The 16,337-nt window shown below is 72.6% G+C and carries 11 protein-coding genes and 2 pseudogenes; 11 read left to right on the top strand and 2 right to left on the bottom strand.

All coding sequences use genetic code 11. The features are described from left to right. Window positions 1-4: 4 nt before the first annotated feature. From ACZ7P3_RS05000 to ACZ7P3_RS04970, 7 genes and pseudogenes are all read left to right on the top strand, one after another. Window positions 5-919, top strand: a complete 915-nt coding sequence (locus tag ACZ7P3_RS05000; RefSeq protein ID WP_472079014.1) for a LysR family transcriptional regulator — start codon at window positions 5-7, stop codon at window positions 917-919. Between the two features lie 102 nt (window positions 920-1,021). Then, window positions 1,022-1,396, top strand: a pseudogene (locus tag ACZ7P3_RS04995) (PAS domain-containing protein); the annotation flags it as partial. Window positions 1,397-1,559: 163 nt separating this feature from the next. Continuing rightward, window positions 1,560-1,934, top strand: a pseudogene (locus ACZ7P3_RS04990) (PP2C family protein-serine/threonine phosphatase); the annotation flags it as partial. A gap of 305 nt (window positions 1,935-2,239) precedes the next feature. Continuing rightward, window positions 2,240-2,842, top strand: a complete 603-nt coding sequence (locus ACZ7P3_RS04985; protein WP_472079013.1) for a TetR/AcrR family transcriptional regulator — start codon at window positions 2,240-2,242, stop codon at window positions 2,840-2,842. A 409-nt stretch (window positions 2,843-3,251) separates the two neighbouring features. Further along, window positions 3,252-4,187 (top strand): TauD/TfdA dioxygenase family protein, encoded by a 936-nt coding sequence (locus tag ACZ7P3_RS04980; RefSeq protein ID WP_472079012.1) that lies wholly within the window; start codon window positions 3,252-3,254, stop codon window positions 4,185-4,187. Between the two features lie 190 nt (window positions 4,188-4,377). Further along, the gene (locus tag ACZ7P3_RS04975; protein ID WP_472079011.1) at window positions 4,378-5,673 is read left to right on the top strand and encodes an MFS transporter; all 1,296 of its coding nucleotides are present in this window, start codon (window positions 4,378-4,380) and stop codon (window positions 5,671-5,673) included. 107 nt (window positions 5,674-5,780) lie between these two features. Continuing rightward, entirely contained in the window at window positions 5,781-5,906 is a 126-nt protein-coding gene (locus ACZ7P3_RS04970; RefSeq protein WP_472079010.1) for a hypothetical protein, read from the top strand. 19 nt (window positions 5,907-5,925) lie between these two features. Here ACZ7P3_RS04970 and ACZ7P3_RS04965 read toward each other — a convergent pair whose 3' ends face one another. Continuing rightward, window positions 5,926-8,295 (bottom strand): SpoIIE family protein phosphatase, encoded by a 2,370-nt coding sequence (locus tag ACZ7P3_RS04965; RefSeq protein WP_472079009.1) that lies wholly within the window; start codon window positions 8,293-8,295, stop codon window positions 5,926-5,928. A 278-nt stretch (window positions 8,296-8,573) separates the two neighbouring features. Between ACZ7P3_RS04965 and ACZ7P3_RS04960 the strand changes: the two genes are divergently transcribed. Together ACZ7P3_RS04960 and ACZ7P3_RS04955 are read left to right on the top strand one after the other, a co-directional pair. Further along, window positions 8,574-9,155: a class I SAM-dependent methyltransferase gene (locus ACZ7P3_RS04960; RefSeq protein ID WP_472079008.1), complete on the top strand. Its 582-nt coding sequence runs from the start codon at window positions 8,574-8,576 to the stop codon at window positions 9,153-9,155. Between the two features lie 354 nt (window positions 9,156-9,509). Beyond that, on the top strand, window positions 9,510-11,495 hold the full coding sequence (locus ACZ7P3_RS04955) for an alkyl/aryl-sulfatase (protein ID WP_472079007.1): 1,986 nt from the start codon (window positions 9,510-9,512) through the stop codon (window positions 11,493-11,495). Between the two features lie 132 nt (window positions 11,496-11,627). On the opposite strand, the gene ACZ7P3_RS04950 is transcribed toward ACZ7P3_RS04955, so the two are convergent. Continuing rightward, a complete protein-coding gene (locus ACZ7P3_RS04950; RefSeq protein WP_472079006.1) occupies window positions 11,628-12,842 on the bottom strand; it encodes a PucR family transcriptional regulator in 1,215 nt (404 codons plus the stop codon). A 173-nt stretch (window positions 12,843-13,015) separates the two neighbouring features. On the opposite strand from ACZ7P3_RS04950, the gene ACZ7P3_RS04945 reads away from it, so the two are divergent. Both ACZ7P3_RS04945 and ACZ7P3_RS04940 read left to right on the top strand, forming a co-directional pair. Then, on the top strand, window positions 13,016-14,575 hold the full coding sequence (locus ACZ7P3_RS04945) for a GMC family oxidoreductase (protein ID WP_472079005.1): 1,560 nt from the start codon (window positions 13,016-13,018) through the stop codon (window positions 14,573-14,575). After that, entirely contained in the window at window positions 14,572-16,281 is a 1,710-nt protein-coding gene (locus ACZ7P3_RS04940) for an aldehyde dehydrogenase family protein (protein WP_472079004.1), read from the top strand. The genes ACZ7P3_RS04945 and ACZ7P3_RS04940 overlap by 4 nt, the downstream gene beginning before the upstream one ends. Window positions 16,282-16,337 lie beyond the last annotated feature (56 nt).

Genomic DNA, 16,337 nt, shown 5'->3' with positions numbered 1-16,337 from the left:
ACTGATGCTCGAAGTCCGGCGACTCGTTCTCCTGCGCGACCTGGCGGTGCACGGCACGGTGACCGCGGTCGCCGAACTGCACGGCGTCACACCCTCCGCCGTCTCCCAGCAACTGCGGCTCCTGGAGGAGGAGACGCGCACCCGACTGCTGGAACGCACGGGCCGCCAGATCCATCTCACGGCCGCCGGTCACCGGCTGACCGAGGACACCGAGCGGGTGCTCGCCGCGCTCGAACAAGCCCGGATCCGGCTGAACACCGGGAGCGAGAACCCGTCCGGCCCCCTCCACCTCGGCTGCTTCCCCAGCGCCCTCGTGCCGCTGGCCGCCCCCCTCGGCGACGCGCTCCAGGGCGCACACCCGGCCCTGCGGCTGCACATCACCGAGGCCGAACCCGAGGCCGCCGTGCGGCTGTTGCTCCAGCGGCGCGTCGATCTCGCGCTGGTCTACCGCTACACCAATCTCGCCACACCCGCCCACGCCGGTGTCGAGACCCGGACCCTGAGGACCGATCCCCTGGTCGCCGTCCTGCGGCGTGATCACCCGGCGGCCGGCCCGGAGGAAGCACCGGTCGAGCTGCGCGAGCTGGCGGACACACCGTGGATCATCGCCCCCGCGCAGACCGCGTGCGGCGATGCCGTCCTGCAGGCCTGCCGATCAGCCGGTTTCACCCCGGAGGTACGGCACACCTGCACCGACTTCTCCGCCATGACCGCCCTTGCCGCAAGCGCCGGACACACGGTCCTCATCCCCCGTATGGCCACGCACCGGCTCCCGCCCACGCTGCTCACGCGACCGGTCACGGACCACACCCTGGCCCGCACGATCGAGGTCGTCGTGCGGCAGAACACCGCGCACGAATCCGCCATCGCCGCCTGCCTCGCGGCGCTCGACACCATCGTCCCCGGCAGCCCCGAATGAGCAGGCGGGCCAACGGGACATCGGCGGCCTCGGAATCCCGCTGACGGCACCGGCAGGAGGCCCGCCCCCTCCGCTTCAGCACCGAGTTGCCGCACCGAACGGATGCGAGAGGGTGAGGAGGGAGGTCCGCGAAGGGAGCTTGCGGTGACATCCGGCCCCGTCGACGATTCCGCGGTGCTGAACGCCTTGTTCGGCAATTCACCCCAGGGCCTGTTCGTCTTCGACGCGGAACGGAAGGTCGTGCGCTACAACCCCGCCGGACGGGGAGTGCGGGGACTGTCCGCCGAGGACATCGTGGGGCACGGCGTCGAGGAGTTCGCCCCCGGTCTGGAGCCGGATGCGCTCACGAGCCTGATCGACGAGGTGCTCGCCACCGGCGAGCCCCTGCGCGGCCGACTGGTCCGCGGACGCTCCCCGTCCGACCCGCGTCAGACGCTCGCGCTCGAAGCGTCCCTCTTTCCGCTGCACGGCCCGAGCGAGGGCGCGCCCGGCGTGGTGGGTGTGGTCGAGGACGTGACCGAGCGGCAGGCCGCGGCGGACCGACCCCTTCGGCGAAGCCGATCTCGACGTGGCCCGGCAAGCCGCCTCCACCGAGTCCGCGCATCTGGACAGCGCGCGCAGCTACCGGCGCGAGCACGCGATGGCCTCGACGTTGCAGTGCAGGCTCCAGCCGGGCAGGATCCCGCGGCTCTCGGCGGTCGACACCGCGTATGTGTACCTGCCCGAAAGCGCCGGTGGCGACTGGTTCGACGTCATTCCCCTCTCGGGCACCCGCGTCGCCCTCGCCGTCGGCGAGGTGGCCGGCCACGGCATCGAGGCGGCCGCCACCATGGGCCGGCTCCGCGTCGCCCTGCGCACCCTTGCCCTGCAGGACATGGAGACGGAGGAGCTGCTGACCCACCTCGACGAGGTCGCCGCGCAGCTCGCGCGCTCGTCGGCGTCCTCCACCGATCCCCATGTGGCGACCTGCGCGGTGACCGTCTACACCGCGGATCGCCCGCTACAAGATCCCGCGCGAACTGGTGGTGCGGGAGCGGCTCCCCCGCACGCCCTCCGGGAAGATCACCAAGCATGTGCTCAGGGCCGAGCTGACCGAGCGGCGGTGAGCGGCCGGCCGTCGGCAGTTCCACCGGCTGCGTACCGGTCTCACCGGCTGCGTACGAGGCTCACTGGCTCCGTACGAGGCTCACCGGCCCTTTGTGAGTTCAACCGGCTCCCGTATGAGTTCAACCGGTCCCCACACGAGTTCAACCGGCCCCCGTGCGACTTCCGCCGGCCCCTGTGCGCGCGATGCGGACGCGATGCGGCTAGGGTCGCGGCATGGCCGAGGAGCGGGTGCAGCAGGCGCGGAGGGGGCCGGGACGGCCACGGCAGGAACGCGTCACCGCGGCGGTGCTGGACGCCGTCGTGGAGTTGGTGGCGGAGAGCGGCATGGGCGCGTTGACCATGGACGCCGTCGCGGCCCGCGCCGGGGTCAGCAAGCCCGCGATGTACCGGCGCTGGCCCACCAAACAGGACCTCGTCATCGCCGCCACCGAATCACGGATCGGACCGCTGACGGTGCCCGACATGGGCGACTTCCGTGCCGAGCTGCGCGCGGTCCTGACGGCGCGCATGGAGGCGTACCGGCGGCCCGGCGTCGCCCGACTGCTCGCCGGGATGATCGGCTCCGCCGCCGAGGCCGGCGCGGAACCCGGTGCCTACCGCGCGTACACGGCGCGGGTGATGAGCGAGACACGGCATCTGCTGGAACGCGGTGTGGCGCGCGGTGACGTGCGGCCCGACGTCGACCTGGCGGACGCCGCGACGCTCGTGGCGGCATCGCTGGTCTTCCGCATGGTCGGTGAACACCGGATGCCGGACGAGGCACTCGTCGAGTCGATGGTGGACCTGATCGGCCGGGCGGTCGCCGCCCGGCCGTGACGAGCGGCTGATGCAGGCCGTCGCCGCCCGGCCGTGACTGGCGGCTGGTGCGGGCCGCCCTTCCGCCCGCCCTTCCTGCGTGCGGGCGGCAGGCAGCGGATCAAGTCGGCCTCTCCCGCCTGCCGTGCGGGCGGCAGGCAGCGGATCAAGTCGGCCTCTCCCGCCTGCGGGCGTCTGGTGCGGGCCGCCTCTCCCGCGTGCGGGCGGGCACTGCCCCCGGTCCGGCGCGCCCTCGGTATGCCCCGGGGGCCCTCCGGCATGCCCGGCGGGCGTGTGCGGCATGCCCGGCGCGCGTTGCGGCTCCGCAGGCTCCCCGGAAATCGACTCGCTCCAGCCTCTTGCCCCATCGCATCCCAATATCGATACTGCCGGTTACGTAATCAGCGTTCGCTGTAGGGAGGAAACCCGCATGCACGCCGTCGCGACCACACCCGCCGAGAACCCCGGGCCGGTACTGGACAAGCCCCTCATGCACTACGGGAGCCGCGTCCTGGAACGGCTCGCGCCCGGCGCCGAGCCGTCCGCATACACGCTGGTCGAGATCGATCCGCTCACCCCGCACTTCGGCGCGGTGCTCGGCGGAGTCGACCTGACCCGGCCGATCTCCGACGAACTCGCCGAGGAGCTGAGGCAGGCGCTGCTGGAGTGGAAGGTGGTCTTCTTCCGGAAGCAGACCGGCTTCACCGCCGACCACCAGCTCGCGCTGTCCGGCGTCTGGGGCCCGCCGGAGCCCAACCCGTTCTTCCCGAAGACCGGGACCGCCGGTGTCTCCCGGCTCGCCAAGGACGCGAAGGCCGCCGGCAACAAGAACATCTGGCACAGCGACCACTCCTTCATGGCCAACCCGGCGCTCGGCTCCGTCCTGCGCGCCGTGGAGGTGCCCGCCGCGGGCGGCGACACGATGTGGGCGGACATGGCCGCGGCCTACGACAACCTGCCCGCCGACCTGCGGGAGCGGATCGAGGACCTCACCGCGGTCCACGACTGGGAGCCCAGCTGGGGCGCCCTCATGAACGACGAGCAGAAGGCGGCCTTCCGTAAGGTGTGGCCGCAGGCCGAGCACCCGGTCGTGGTCCGCCATCCGCGCAGCGGCCGCAGGACCCTGTACGTCAACGAGCCGTTCACCACCCGCATCAAGGGCCTGTCCGAGGCGGACAGCCGCGAACTCCTCGACATCCTGGTGCTGCAGGCGCGCATCCCCGAGTACCAGGTCCGCTTCCACTGGGAGCCCGACTCGATCGCCGTCTGGGACAACATCGCCACCCAGCACTACGCGATCAACGACTACTACCCGCGGCGTCGCGTGATGGAGCGCATCGCCATCGCGGGAGTCCCGCTGTCCTGAACCGTGCCGGGCCCGCACCGCCGCAGCACACGGGTGCGGGCCGGGCCCGAGCGTCCCCAACGGCGGTCCGAGCGTCCCCAACGGCCGTCCGTGCGTAGCCCATGGCTGTCCGAGCGTCCCCAACGGCGGCCCACACGTCCCCAACGGCCTTACGGCGCAAGGCCGTCACCCCACTCGCACAGGAGCACCCATGACCGCGGCACCGACCGTGCCCCAACACTCCGCCGGGACCGCCCGGGCCACCGGCAGCAGGGCCCGCGCATGGACGGTGACCGTGCTGCTCGTGGTCTTCATGATGGTCAACTTCGCGGACAAGTCCGTCCTCGGTCTGGCAGCCGACGAGATCCGTGTGGACCTCCATCTGAGCGCCACTCAGTTCGGGCTCGCCAACAGCGCCTTCTTCCTGCTCTTCTCCGTCGCGGCGGTCGTCGTGGGGCTGGCGGCCGACCGGCTGTCGCCGAAGAAGCTGCTCCTCGTGATGGCCGTCCTGTGGTCCGTGGCCCAGGTCCCGGCCGCGATCGGCGGCGGCCTGGCCGTGCTGGTCGTCTCACGCGTCCTGCTCGGGACCGCGGAAGGGCCCGCGTTCCCCGTCGCCCAACAGGCCACCCTGGCCTGGTTCCCCGACGACCGGCGCAATCTGCCCGGCGCGCTGATCACGCTCGGTGTCACCCTCGGGGTGATCGTGTCCGCGCCCGGACTGTCGTGGGTGATCCAGCACCACGGGTGGCGGGCGGCCCTGTGGGTGCTCGCGGCCGCGGGGCTGGTGTGGGCCGTGGCCTGGGCCGCGCTCGGCGCCGACGGCAGACACGCCGCCGGGGCGGACCGCGCCGACCGGCCGGTCGAGGGGCGGGCGGATGCGCCGTACCGGAAGATCTTCGCCAGCCGCACCTGGATCGGTGCCACCCTCGCCTACTTCACGAGTTACTGGTCCGTGGCCCTGATGCTGGTCTGGCTGCCGTCCTACCTGCGCAACGCCCTGGGGTACTCGCCTCATGAGGCGGGCGCCGTCGTCGTCGCCCCCTGGACCATGGGCGCCCTCGTGCTGCTCGCCCAGGCCGGCATCACCGGGCGGCTGATGCGGCGTGGCGTCGGCAGCCGTCGTGCCCGCGGCTGGGTGGGCGGCTGGCTGCTCGCCCTCGGTGCCGCCTGCTGTCTGGCGCTGCCGCTCGCCGACGGTTCGACGGCGAAGACCGTCCTGGTCGCCCTCGGCTTCGGCCTCGGCGGCTCGTACGCGACGATCGCCGCGACCACCGTGGCCGAAATCGCCCCGCCGTCCCGCAGCGGTGGCGCACTGGGCGCCATGAACGCGGTGGTGACCGCGGCCGGCCTCGCCGCGCCCGCCGTCGTCGGCGCCCTGGTCGACGCCCAGGGCACCACCGGCTACCAGAGCTCCGTGCTGCTGTGCGGCCTGCTCCTGGCCGTCGGGGCCGCCGCGTCCTTCCTGCTCATCGACCCGGCCCGGGACATCGCCCGCCTGGGCGGCTGAACCGGTCCGACCGGACTTCGCTCGTCTGGGCGGCTGCACTGGTCCGACGGGGACTTCGCCCGCCGGAGCGGCTGCACCGGTCCGGCGCCTCCCCGCTCACGGACGAGGTGTTCGCCGGCGCCCTGGACGTCGTACGGCTGCCGGGCGAGGACGCCCCCCGGTTCCTGCGCGAGGCGACGGAGTGCGCCAACGGCGAGCTGCCTGTGGGAGAGAGCTTCTCCGGCGCCCCGTAAGAGGGCCTCCAGGGGATTTCTAGGGGATGGCCAGCTCGGCCCAGATGGTCTTTCCGGATGCCGTGTACCGCGTGCCCCAGCGCTGCGACATCTGGGCGACGAGGAACAGGCCTCGGCCTCCCTCGTCGTCCCGACGCGCTCGCCGCAGATGAGGCGCGGTGTGCGCGTTGTCGGAGACCTCGCACAGCAGGCAGCGGTCCCTGATCAGCCTCAGCATGACCGGCCCGGTGGCGTACCGGATGCTGTTGGTGACCAGCTCGCTCACCACCAGCGCGGCGGTGAACGACAGTTCGGACATGCCCCAGGCCTCCAACTGGCGCTCGGCGTCTGCGCGGGCGCGCGCCACCATGGCCGGATCGGGCGGCAGCTCCAGGTCCGCCACATGGTCGCCGTCCAGCCGCCGGGTGCGGACGAGCAGCAGCGTGGCATCGTCCGCCTGCGGTCCGGGCGGCAGGGCCGACAGCGCCCGGTCGCACAGTTCCTCCAGGGGGCATCGCTGCCAGGTGAGCACATGGGCGAGGCGGTCGATGCCGCTGTCGATGTCGGTGCGCCGGTCCTCCACGACACCGTCGGTGAAGAACGCCACCACGCTGCCGCTGGACAGGTTCAGGTCGACGTTCTCGTAGGGCAGGCCGCCCAGCCCCAGGGGCGGCCCCGGCGCCAGCGCGGACAAGGCCACCGAGCCGCTCGCGTCGGCCACGATCGGCGGGGGATGACCCGCGCTCGCCCAGACGCACCGGCCGCTGACCGGGTCGTAGATCGCGTACAGGCAGGTCACCCCGAGTGCCTCGTCGCTGAGCCCGTCATCCGCGTGGGACTCGGAGTCCTGCGCGACCAGGCCGTCCAGCCGGGTGAGCAGCTCGGCCGGGTCCAGGTCCAGCAGAGCCAGGGTCCGTACGGTGGCGCGCAACCGGCCCATGGTCGCGGCCGCGTGCACGCCGTGGCCCACCACGTCGCCCACGGTCAGGCCCACTCTGGCACCGGACAGCGGAATCAGGTCGAACCAGTCGCCGCCCACTCCCACACGGCTGTCGGCGGGCAGGTAGCGGTAGGCCACGTCGACCGCGCTCTGCTCGGGCAGGCGCTGTGGCAGCAGGCTTCGCTGCAGCACCAGGGCTGCCGCATGCTGGCTGGTGTAACGGCGGGCGTTGTCGATGCCGACGGCGGCCCGCTCGGCCAGTTCCACGGCCAGCGTCTGCTCCTCGGGCCCGAAAGGGTCGGGGTTGCTGCTGCGCCGGAAGGTGGCGAGGCCCAGGACCGCATCGCGGGTGAGCAGCGGGACGAAGAGGCAGGAGTGCGAGGCGGCCGGTCCCGACCCGGCCGGTGCCTCGGGCGCGGCGTCCACGACGGGGCGGCTGGTGGCCAGGCTCAGAGCCTGCGGTGACGAGGGCGGGTAGGAGACGGGACTGGTCCGGAACTCCTCCGGAGTCCGGCCGTGCATCCGCAGCAGGTTGTGACCCGGCGCCGAGCCCGTCGGCGGCTGCCGTCCCTCGATGACCGCCGGCGGCAGGTCCACCAGCACCTCGTCGGCCAGCTGCGGTACCGCCACGTCGGCAAGCTCCGCGGCCGTGCGACGCACGTCCAGCGAAGCACCGATCCGCTTTCCCGCCCGCACCAGCAGCGACAGCCGCTCCTGGGCGCGGTAGCGGTCGGTGATGTCCAGGGACTCCTCGAACAGGCCCAGCGGTTCCCCCCGGGCGTCCACCAGCCGGTGGTAGGAGCAGGACCAGACATGCTCGCGCACCGGGTCGGCGGGGGCACGCCCGCGATAGTGCATGCCCATGATCGGTTCCCCCGTCGACATCACGTGCTCCATGATCTGGTCTTCGTCCGGAGGGTGGTGGCGGGAGATGAATTCGCCTTCGGGAAAGAGATCCTCGGCCGGCCGGCCGATGTACTGGGCGATCCCCGCGAGCTCCAGATCGGTGGAGACGTTCCCCCAGACGACGCGCATGTCGGTGTCGAAGATCGTCAGGCCCACGTCGGACTCGGTCGCCAGCCCCTGCAGCATCGCCAGCTGCGCCTCCCAGCTGCGCAGCTCCTCCAGGTCGGCGGCGACCACGACGGTCGCGGCGACGCCCTGGTGCGTGAGCGGGCTGAACGTCACGGCCGCACGCAGGGTACGTCCGTCCCGGCAGCTGAGGTCCAGGACCGTGCTACGGGACTTGTGCGCCTGGCAGAGGGCGGACAGCCGCTGCCCGGGGGCCGCTGCCAGCAGCCGGGCGGCCGGCCGGCCGAGCACGTCCTCGGGTGCGTGTCCGAGGAGGCGCTGGGCCGAGGATCCCCACCCGGAAACGCGGCCTTCGGCGTCCAGTACGGCGGCGGCGGCCTTGGAGAGGTCGAGAGGACTATGGAAATCGACGTTGGCAGCATGCGGAAAACGATCCATGACACCGCTTCCCTCCGTACTCCCTCAGCATCCCGTGCCACACGACGGACGACAACCGCACGCGTGCCGGACACCGGCCGCACTACCGCACGAGTGCCGGACGCCGGCCACGCGGCCGCACGCGTGCCGGACGCCGACCGCGCAACCGCACGCGCGACGGTCACCTGCTCACCCAGGGCGACCGCCGACGCTCCGGTCGTTGCCATAGGGTTCCGGCGGACGAGGACGCGTGCCGGTGTCCGGCTGAGCCGCACGGCTGCGAGAGGCGGAGGAGAGACATGGACGCACAGGCCTGGGACGAGCGCTACCGCTCCGCGGAACGCGTGTGGTCGGCGGAGCCGAACGTGTGGGTGGTCCGGGAGGCGGCGGGCCTTGAGCCCGGGCGGGCGCTGGACCTGGCCGCGGGGGAGGGACGCAATGCCCGGTGGCTGGCGGACCGCGGCTGGCGCGTCGACGCGGTGGATGTCTCCCCGGTCGCCGTCGCCCGGATCAAGGACGCGGCAGCGGGGTCGGCGGTGCGGGCCTCGGTGGCCGACGTCACGCGGTACGACCCCGCCCCGGACACCTACGACCTCGTCCTGCTCTGCTACCTCCACCTGCCGCACCAGGACATGGCGGGGGTCCTGGAGCGCGCCGCACGCGCCGCCCGGCCCGGCGGCACTCTCCTGCTGGTCGGCCATGACCTCGACAACCTGGAACACGGCACCGGAGGCCCACAGGACCCCGGTGTGCTGTCCAGCGCGGAAAGGGTGCGCGCGGTGTGGGAGCAGTGGGCGGACATCGTCGTTGCCGAGGTGGCCCGCCGCCCTGTCGACGCAGCCGTCGCCCTCGACACGGTGGTCCGCGCGGTGAGGCGCTGAACGATGGTGGTCCGCGCGGTGAGGCGCTGAATGACGGTGGGTCGCGCGGTGAGGCGCTGAATGACGGTCGTCTGCGCGGTGAGGCGCTGAACGATGGTGGTCCGCGCGGTGAGCCGCTGAATGACGCAGGTCCGCGCGGTGAGCCGCCGAACGGCGGCCGTCCGCACCGTGAGGCGCTGCAGCAGGGCCGGGACTCGGGTGCCAGGTCGGTCAGGGCCGCGTCCGCCGGACAGGCCGTGGCTAGCCCATCCGGCGCAGGTCCACTCGTGCGGGCGGATACGCCGGGTGAGGGTGGCAGTTGCCGAGTCCACCGTGAGGCCGGCCCTCGGACCGTCGCCAGCCAGGGAGACCCAGATGCCGCAGAACGCCGGGGCCGAGCCCGCGGGGCCGTCCGTCCCACGGGCCGCCGGGGCCGAGCCCGCGCAGCGCTCCGTCCCGCAGACCGACGGGGCCAAGCCTGCCCAGCCGTCCGTCGCGCAGGCGAACGAGGCCGTCCTGCGCAGCCTTCCGTTCGACGACACGCGGGATCTGGACGATGCGCGGCGCGGCTTCCTGGGCACCGCCCGGGACAGCGCCGTCAAGGACGCCGAGGGGCGGACGGTGTGGGATCTCGCCGCCTACGGGTTCCTCGACCGGGACTGCCCGGCCACCGCGAACCCGAGCCTGTGGCGGCAGAGCCGGCTCTGCGCCGAGCACGGCCTGTTCGAGGTGACCGCGGGCGTCTACCAGGTGCGTGGGTTCGATCTGTCGAACATGACCATCGTGGAGGGCGAGCGAGGCGTCTTCATCATCGATCCGCTGATCTGCGCCGAAACCGCCTCCGCCGGCCTGGCCCTGTACCGGAGCCACCGAGGGGACCGCCCCGTGACCGGCGTGCTGTACACCCACAGTCACGTCGACCATTTCGGCGGTGTCCGTGGCGTGGCGACCGACGAGGACGTGGCCGGCGGGGTGCCCGTGCTGGCGCCGCACGGCTTCCTGCGGCACGCGGTCAGTGAGAACGTCTTCGCCGGCACGGCCATGAGCCGTCGTGCCGCCTACATGTACGGGGCCGCCCTGCCGGCGGGGGAGCGCGGCCGGATCGGTGCGGGCCTGGGGCAGACGACCTCTACCGGCGAGGTCGGCCTGATCCCGCCGACGGTGGACATCACGCACACCGGGCAGACGGAGACCGTCGACGGCATCCGCATGGTCTTCCAGCTCACGCCCGGCACCGAGGCTCCGGCGGAGCTGAACATCCACTTCCCGGACCATGCGGCGCTGTGCATGGCCGAGAACGCCACCCACAACCTGCACAACCTGCTGACGCTGCGCGGCGCCGAGGCGCGCGATCCGCACGTGTGGGCCCGCTATCTCACCGAGGCCATCGGCCTGTTCGCGGGATCGAGCGAGGTGGCCTTCGCCTCCCACCACTGGCCCGTCCGGGGCCGTGAACGGGTGCTGGACTTCCTGTCGGAGCAGCGGGACCTGTACGCCTACCTCCACGACCAGACCCTGCGCATGCTCAACCAGGGGCTCACCTCACTGGAGATCGCGGAGCGGATGCGGATGCCGCCCGCGCTGGAGCGGGCCTGGCACACGCACGGCTACTACGGCTCCGTGAATCACAACACCAAGGCGATCTACCAGCGTTACCTGGGCTGGTTCGACGGCAACCCGGCCCACCTGTGGGAACACCCGCCGGCCGAGTCCGCCCGACGGTACGTGGAGTTCATGGGCGGTGCCGAGGAGGTGCTGCGCCGAGCCCGCCGGTCGTTCGCCGACGGCGACTTCCGCTGGGTGGCCCAGGTGGTCAACCACGTGGTGTTCGCCGACCCGGACAACGCCGCGGCCCGGGAACTGCAGGCCGATGCGCTGGAACAGCTCGGCTACGGCAGCGAGAACGGAACCTGGCGCAACTTCTACCTCATGGGCGCCTACGAACTGCGCCACGGGGGCGTCGGCACTCCCACCGTCACCGCCGCACCCGACGTGCTGGCCGCGCTGACCCTGGACCAGCTCGTCGACTCGCTCGCCATCCGGGTGGACGGACCGCGCAGCTGGGACGCGGACATCACCGTGCGGTGGAACGTCACCGGCGGCGAAGCGGTGACGATGAGGCTGCGCAACGGCGTCCTCACCCATGTCATCGGCACCGGCCCCGGTCCCGCAGCGGCCGACGCGGACGTCGCGATCACGCTGACCGAGGCCGACCTGCGTGCCGTCCTCCTGGGCACACTCGCCCCGGCCGACCTGACGGCCCGGGACACCGTCGAGGTCGCCGGTGACGCCGGGAAGGTCACCGAGCTGTTCGGCCACCTCGGTGAGCCGGACCCGGACTTCGCCATCGTCACCCCGTGAACGCAGGGCCCGGAGGCCCGGCATCTGTCGCAGGCGGTACGCGGCCCCGGCTGCGTACCCCCGACCGCATCCACCGGAGCGCCGAGCGCACCGCTCCGGGCAGGCGGTGGCGCGTGTTTCCGGGACCCGGGCTCACTTCCTCGTGGCACGCACGCCGAACGAGCCCGGTGCTCCACTCAGGCGTACGGCCTCAAGGGCGATGTACAGCTCCGCTGCGGACTCCGCGTCGGTGGTGCGGCGGCCGGTCAGTTCGGCGATGCGGTTGAGGCGGTACAGGATCGTGTTGCGGTGACAGTGCAGACGGCCGGCCGCCGCCGTCGTCGAACCGCCGACGGCGAACCACGCGCGCAGGGTCTCCAGCAGGTTGGCCCGCTCCTGCCGGGGCAGGGCGAGGACGGGGCCGAGGACCGTCCGGGCGATCTCCTGCGCCGTGTCGGGGGAGGCCGCTGCCAGGAGTGACACCGGGGCGCTGCCGTACAGATGGGTGCCGCTGGTGCCGTGCGGCAGGCACTGGACGGCCAGTTGGGCCTGCCGCCAGGCCGCCGGGGTGTCCACGGGCGAGGTGAAGGAGCGGCTGATCCCGACTCGGGACAGGGCGATGCCGGCCAGCCGGCCGGCCGTCTGCGCGACGGCCTGTTCGCCCGGCAGGGACAGCAGGCCCGCCCAGGCCCCTGTCTGCTGGATCCACTCGGAGTCGACTCCGGCGACACGCAGGCGGCTCTGTACGCGGGGCAGCGGGTCGCTCTGGTCGTGGACTTCGGCACAGACCACCAGGAAGGGGCCCTGGCGGTCCAGGTCCAGGACGCGCGCGATCTCCCATGCGCTCGCATGCGTGCCGGCCCGGCCGTCGAGCAGGGTGGTGAGCTTCATGCTCCGGGCCGCGGCGTCCCGGCGCGACTGCTCCTCGACAGCGGCCCGATAGGCGTCGGCGGCCGCGCCGGAGTAGTTGTCCACGGCCGCCCAGATGTCAGAGGCCATGTGCAGCAGCTGGACGGTGATCTCCTCGTCCACGGCGCCGGCGAGCAGCCGGTCCCAGATGAAACGGCCGGCCATCCGGTACGCATGCAGGAGCGCGGCCAGCGGGATGCCCTGTTCGGCCTTCAGCCGTCCGGCGGCGCGGGGCGCCTCCAGCGTCGTGGGCCGCCCCTGCAGCGCCGTGAACATCATGGACAGGTTGTCGCGCACCACGGCGCGCAACTGGTCCCGGCCGAGCAGCGTGTTCTCGGCGTACGAGTGCTCTCCTCCGAGGATCTCGTCGGTGAGGTCCTCCGCGAGCCGGTCCACCTCGGTCAGCAGACGCCCGACCAGTTCGACGACCCGGTCGCCGGCCCTCAACTGTGCCGTCATGCGGGCAGTGTAGCCCGGCGGGATTGTGCACCGGCACAGTCACACGTCGCGATTTCCGGCCCCCCGCCCATGGCCGGAGCCGGTCAGGAGCGGTGGAATCACCGGCAGAGCGTCTTACCGCGATTGCACTCATGAGGCGTGTGCACAAGTCATGGTGGATTGAAGGGGATCGTATGAACACCTACGACTACGTCGTCATCGGGGCCGGTTCCGCCGGCTGCGTGCTGGCGGCGCGGCTGACCGAGGACCCGGACGTCCGCGTGGCCCTGGTGGAGGCCGGTGGTGAGGACGACGTCCAGGAAGTCCACGTGCCGGCCGCGTTCAGCCAGTTGTTCAAGGGCGGTCTCGACTGGGACCTGGACACCGAGCCCGAACCGGGGCTCGACGGCCGCCGCGCCTACCTGCCGCGGGGCAAGGTGCTCGGCGGCTGCAGCTCCCTCAACGCGATGATCTACATACGGGGCAACCGGGCCGACTACGACGGCTGGGCCGCCGCCGGGGCGACCGGCTGGTCCTACGCCGACGTACTGCCCTACTTCCTGCGGTCGGAGGACAACGAACGCGGAGCCGACGCCTACCACGGTACGGGCGGCCCCCTCGTCGTCAGCGACAGCCGCTCCCGTCATCCGCTGGCCGCCGCGTTCGTCGAGGCCGGCGTGAACGCGGGCCACAAGCGCAACGACGACTTCAACGGCGCCGGGCAACTCGGAGTGGGTGCTTATCAGCTGACGCAGCGCGGCGGTATGCGGTGGAGCGCGGCCGCAGCCTATCTCCACCCGTCACGGAAGCGGCCGAACCTGACCGTCCTGACCTCGGCCCGCGCCCTGCGGATCGTGACCGAACACGGACGGGCCCGTGGCGTCGAGGTGTCGCGCGGCGGAGCGCTCCACGTGCTCCGGGCGGAGCGGGAGGTGATCCTCTCCGCGGGCGCCTACGAGTCCCCCAAGCTGCTGATGCTGTCGGGCATCGGACCGGCCGCGGCGCTGTCGGCCCTCGGGATCGAGGCGACGGCCGACCTGCCGGTCGGCGAAGGACTGCAGGACCACTGCATGGCCCTGCTCAACTACCGCACCGACCGCGAATCGCTGTTCACCGCCGCCACCCCCGACAGCGCGGCGCTGCTGCAGACCGAGGGCCGTGGACCGCTGACCTCCAACATCGGCGAGGCCGGGGGATTCTTCTGCAGCCGGGACGGCCTCGACGCCCCGGACGTGCAGTTCCACATGGCACCCGTGCTGTTCCACCAGGAGGGCCTCGGCCCGGTCACCGAGGACGGTCTCGCGCTCGGACCGTGTGTGCTCACGCCCACGAGCCGGGGCCGGGTGACCTTGCGCTCCGCACGCCCCGACGCGGCACCGCGCATCGCGCACCACTACCTCACGACCGCAGAGGACCGGGACTGTCTCGTCGCCGGCATCCGGATCGCCCTGGACATCGTGCGGCAGGCGCCGCTCGCCACCGCCGTGACCGGGCCGTACGACGCCCCGGACCCGGACGCCACCGACGCGGAGCTGCTGGCCTGGGCCCGGCGGACCGGCATGACGCTGTTCCACCCCACCTCCACCTGCGCGATCGGCTCCGTCGTCGACCCCGAGCTGCGGGTCCTCGGCGTCGACGCACTCCGGGTCGTCGACGCCTCGGTGTTCCCGTCGGTGCCGCGCGGCAACACCAACGCCCCGACCCTGATGGCCGCGGAGAAGGCGGCCGACCTGATCAAGGAGAGTGCCCGATGACAGCCCCCGCCCCGGCGCCCGACAGGGCGGAAGCCCTCGACCGGATCGTCACCGAAGCCGTCCGCGGCGAGACCGCCTGGTCCGCGTGCGGCCTTGCCGAGCGACGCGCACTGCTGGAGCGCGTACACGCGGCCACCGCCGCAGGCGCGCAGGCATGGGTGTGGGCCGCGGCCGCCTACAAGAAGCTGCCCCAGGACAGCCCGCTGCTCGGCGAGGAGTGGATCAGCGGGCCCTATGCCGTGCTGACGACGACCACCGCGCTCGCGGCCGGCATCCGCGCGCTGGAAGAAGGCCGCAGCCCCGTCGACGAGCACACGCTGGGACGGGCCCCGGGCGGCCGCGTGACGGTGCGCGTCCTCCCGCACGGCGTGTACGACCGGCTGCTGCTCAGCGGTTTCAGCGCCGAGGTGTGGATGCCGCCGGGGGTGAGTGCCGACACGCTGCGCCGGCAGGCCGGACTCGCCCTCCGGCACCCGGAGAGGACCGCGGGCGTCGGCGTCGTCCTCGGCGCGGGCAACATCACCTCGATCCCCGTCCTGGACGTGCTCTACGAGCTGTACGCCCACAACCGTGCCGTGGTCCTGAAGCTCAACCCGGTCATGGACGCTCTGTACGACGTGTTCAGCGAGGTGCTGCGGCCCCTGATCGACGTGGGCGCGGTGCGCATCGTGACCGGAGACGCCGAGACCGGCGGCTACCTGGTGCACCACCCCGAAGTCCGGCATGTGCACATGACCGGCAGCGCCCTCACCCACGACGCGATCGTCTACGGCACGGGGGAGGAGGGCGAGGCGCGCAAGCGAGCCGGTACGCCACTGCTGGACAAGGGCGTCACCAGCGAACTCGGCGGAGTCTCACCCACCATCGTCGTACCGGGCCGCTGGTCGGAGGCGGACCTGCGGTTCCAGGCCGAACACGTGGCCACCCAGCGGCTGCACAACGGCGGCTACAACTGCATCGCCGGACAGGTCGTCGTGATCGGCGCGGACTGGCCGCAGAAGGAACGCTTCCTGCACCATCTGCGCACCGTGCTGGCGAAGGCCCCGCAGCGCGCCGCCTACTACCCCGGCAGTGAACGCCGGGTGCGGGACGCGCTCGACGCCTACCCGCAGGCCGAGCGGCCCGGCGGGCGGGTGCTCGTGGAACTGGACCCGCGCCGGCCCGGCCCGGCGCTGACCACCGAGTACTTCGCCCCCGTGCTCGCCGTGCTGGAACTGCCCGGTGACGCGCCGGGCTTCCTGGACGCCGCGGTGGACACCGCCAACGAGCAGTTCACCGGAACCCTCGGGGTGAACGTCATCGCGCACCCGTCGACCCTCGCCGGCCTCGGTCCCGCCCTGGACCTCGCGCTCGCGCGGCTGCGCTACGGCACCGTCGCGGTGAACGCGTGGACCGGCCTCGGCTATCTGACCCCGCGCGCCAGCTGGGGCGCGTTCCCCGGGCACACCCTGGACGACGTGCAGAGCGGCATCGGCGTCGTGCACAACGCCGTACTCCTCGACGGGCCGGAACGCACCGTCGTACGCGGACCCTTCCGCCCCGCTCCCCGCTCCCTCCTGCACGGAGAGCTGTCCCTGGCCCCGCGGCCGCCGTGGTTCGTCACCAACCGCACCGCGGTCACCACCGGACGACTGCTCACCGACTTCGCGGCGAGGCCCCGCTGGACGGCGCTGCCGAGGATCTTCGCCTCCGCGCTGCGGGGCTGACACCGAACCGCTGGAGAGCCACGGGCGTCCGATCGGCCGTGGTCCTGGAGGACACC

This window comes from Streptomyces sp. NPDC107581 (assembly GCF_055657175.1).
Note: the sequence above shows the minus strand (reverse complement) of the source record. Positions and strands in the feature narration are given on the sequence as shown.

Excerpts from the sequence above, each read along its gene's own strand:
- ACZ7P3_RS05000 (WP_472079014.1), top strand. The coding sequence starts at position 5 with ATGCTCGAAGTCCGGCGACTCGTTCTCCTGCGCGACCTGGCGGTGCAC.
- ACZ7P3_RS04985 (WP_472079013.1), top strand. The coding sequence starts at position 2,240 with ATGGCCGAGGAGCGGGTGCAGCAGGCGCGGAGGGGGCCGGGACGGCCA.
- ACZ7P3_RS04980 (WP_472079012.1), top strand. The coding sequence starts at position 3,252 with ATGCACGCCGTCGCGACCACACCCGCCGAGAACCCCGGGCCGGTACTG.
- ACZ7P3_RS04975 (WP_472079011.1), top strand. The coding sequence starts at position 4,378 with ATGACCGCGGCACCGACCGTGCCCCAACACTCCGCCGGGACCGCCCGG.
- ACZ7P3_RS04965 (WP_472079009.1), bottom strand. The coding sequence starts at position 8,295 with ATGGATCGTTTTCCGCATGCTGCCAACGTCGATTTCCATAGTCCTCTC.
- ACZ7P3_RS04960 (WP_472079008.1), top strand. The coding sequence starts at position 8,574 with ATGGACGCACAGGCCTGGGACGAGCGCTACCGCTCCGCGGAACGCGTG.
- ACZ7P3_RS04955 (WP_472079007.1), top strand. The coding sequence starts at position 9,510 with ATGCCGCAGAACGCCGGGGCCGAGCCCGCGGGGCCGTCCGTCCCACGG.
- ACZ7P3_RS04950 (WP_472079006.1), bottom strand. The coding sequence starts at position 12,842 with ATGACGGCACAGTTGAGGGCCGGCGACCGGGTCGTCGAACTGGTCGGG.
- ACZ7P3_RS04945 (WP_472079005.1), top strand. The coding sequence starts at position 13,016 with ATGAACACCTACGACTACGTCGTCATCGGGGCCGGTTCCGCCGGCTGC.
- ACZ7P3_RS04940 (WP_472079004.1), top strand. The coding sequence starts at position 14,572 with ATGACAGCCCCCGCCCCGGCGCCCGACAGGGCGGAAGCCCTCGACCGG.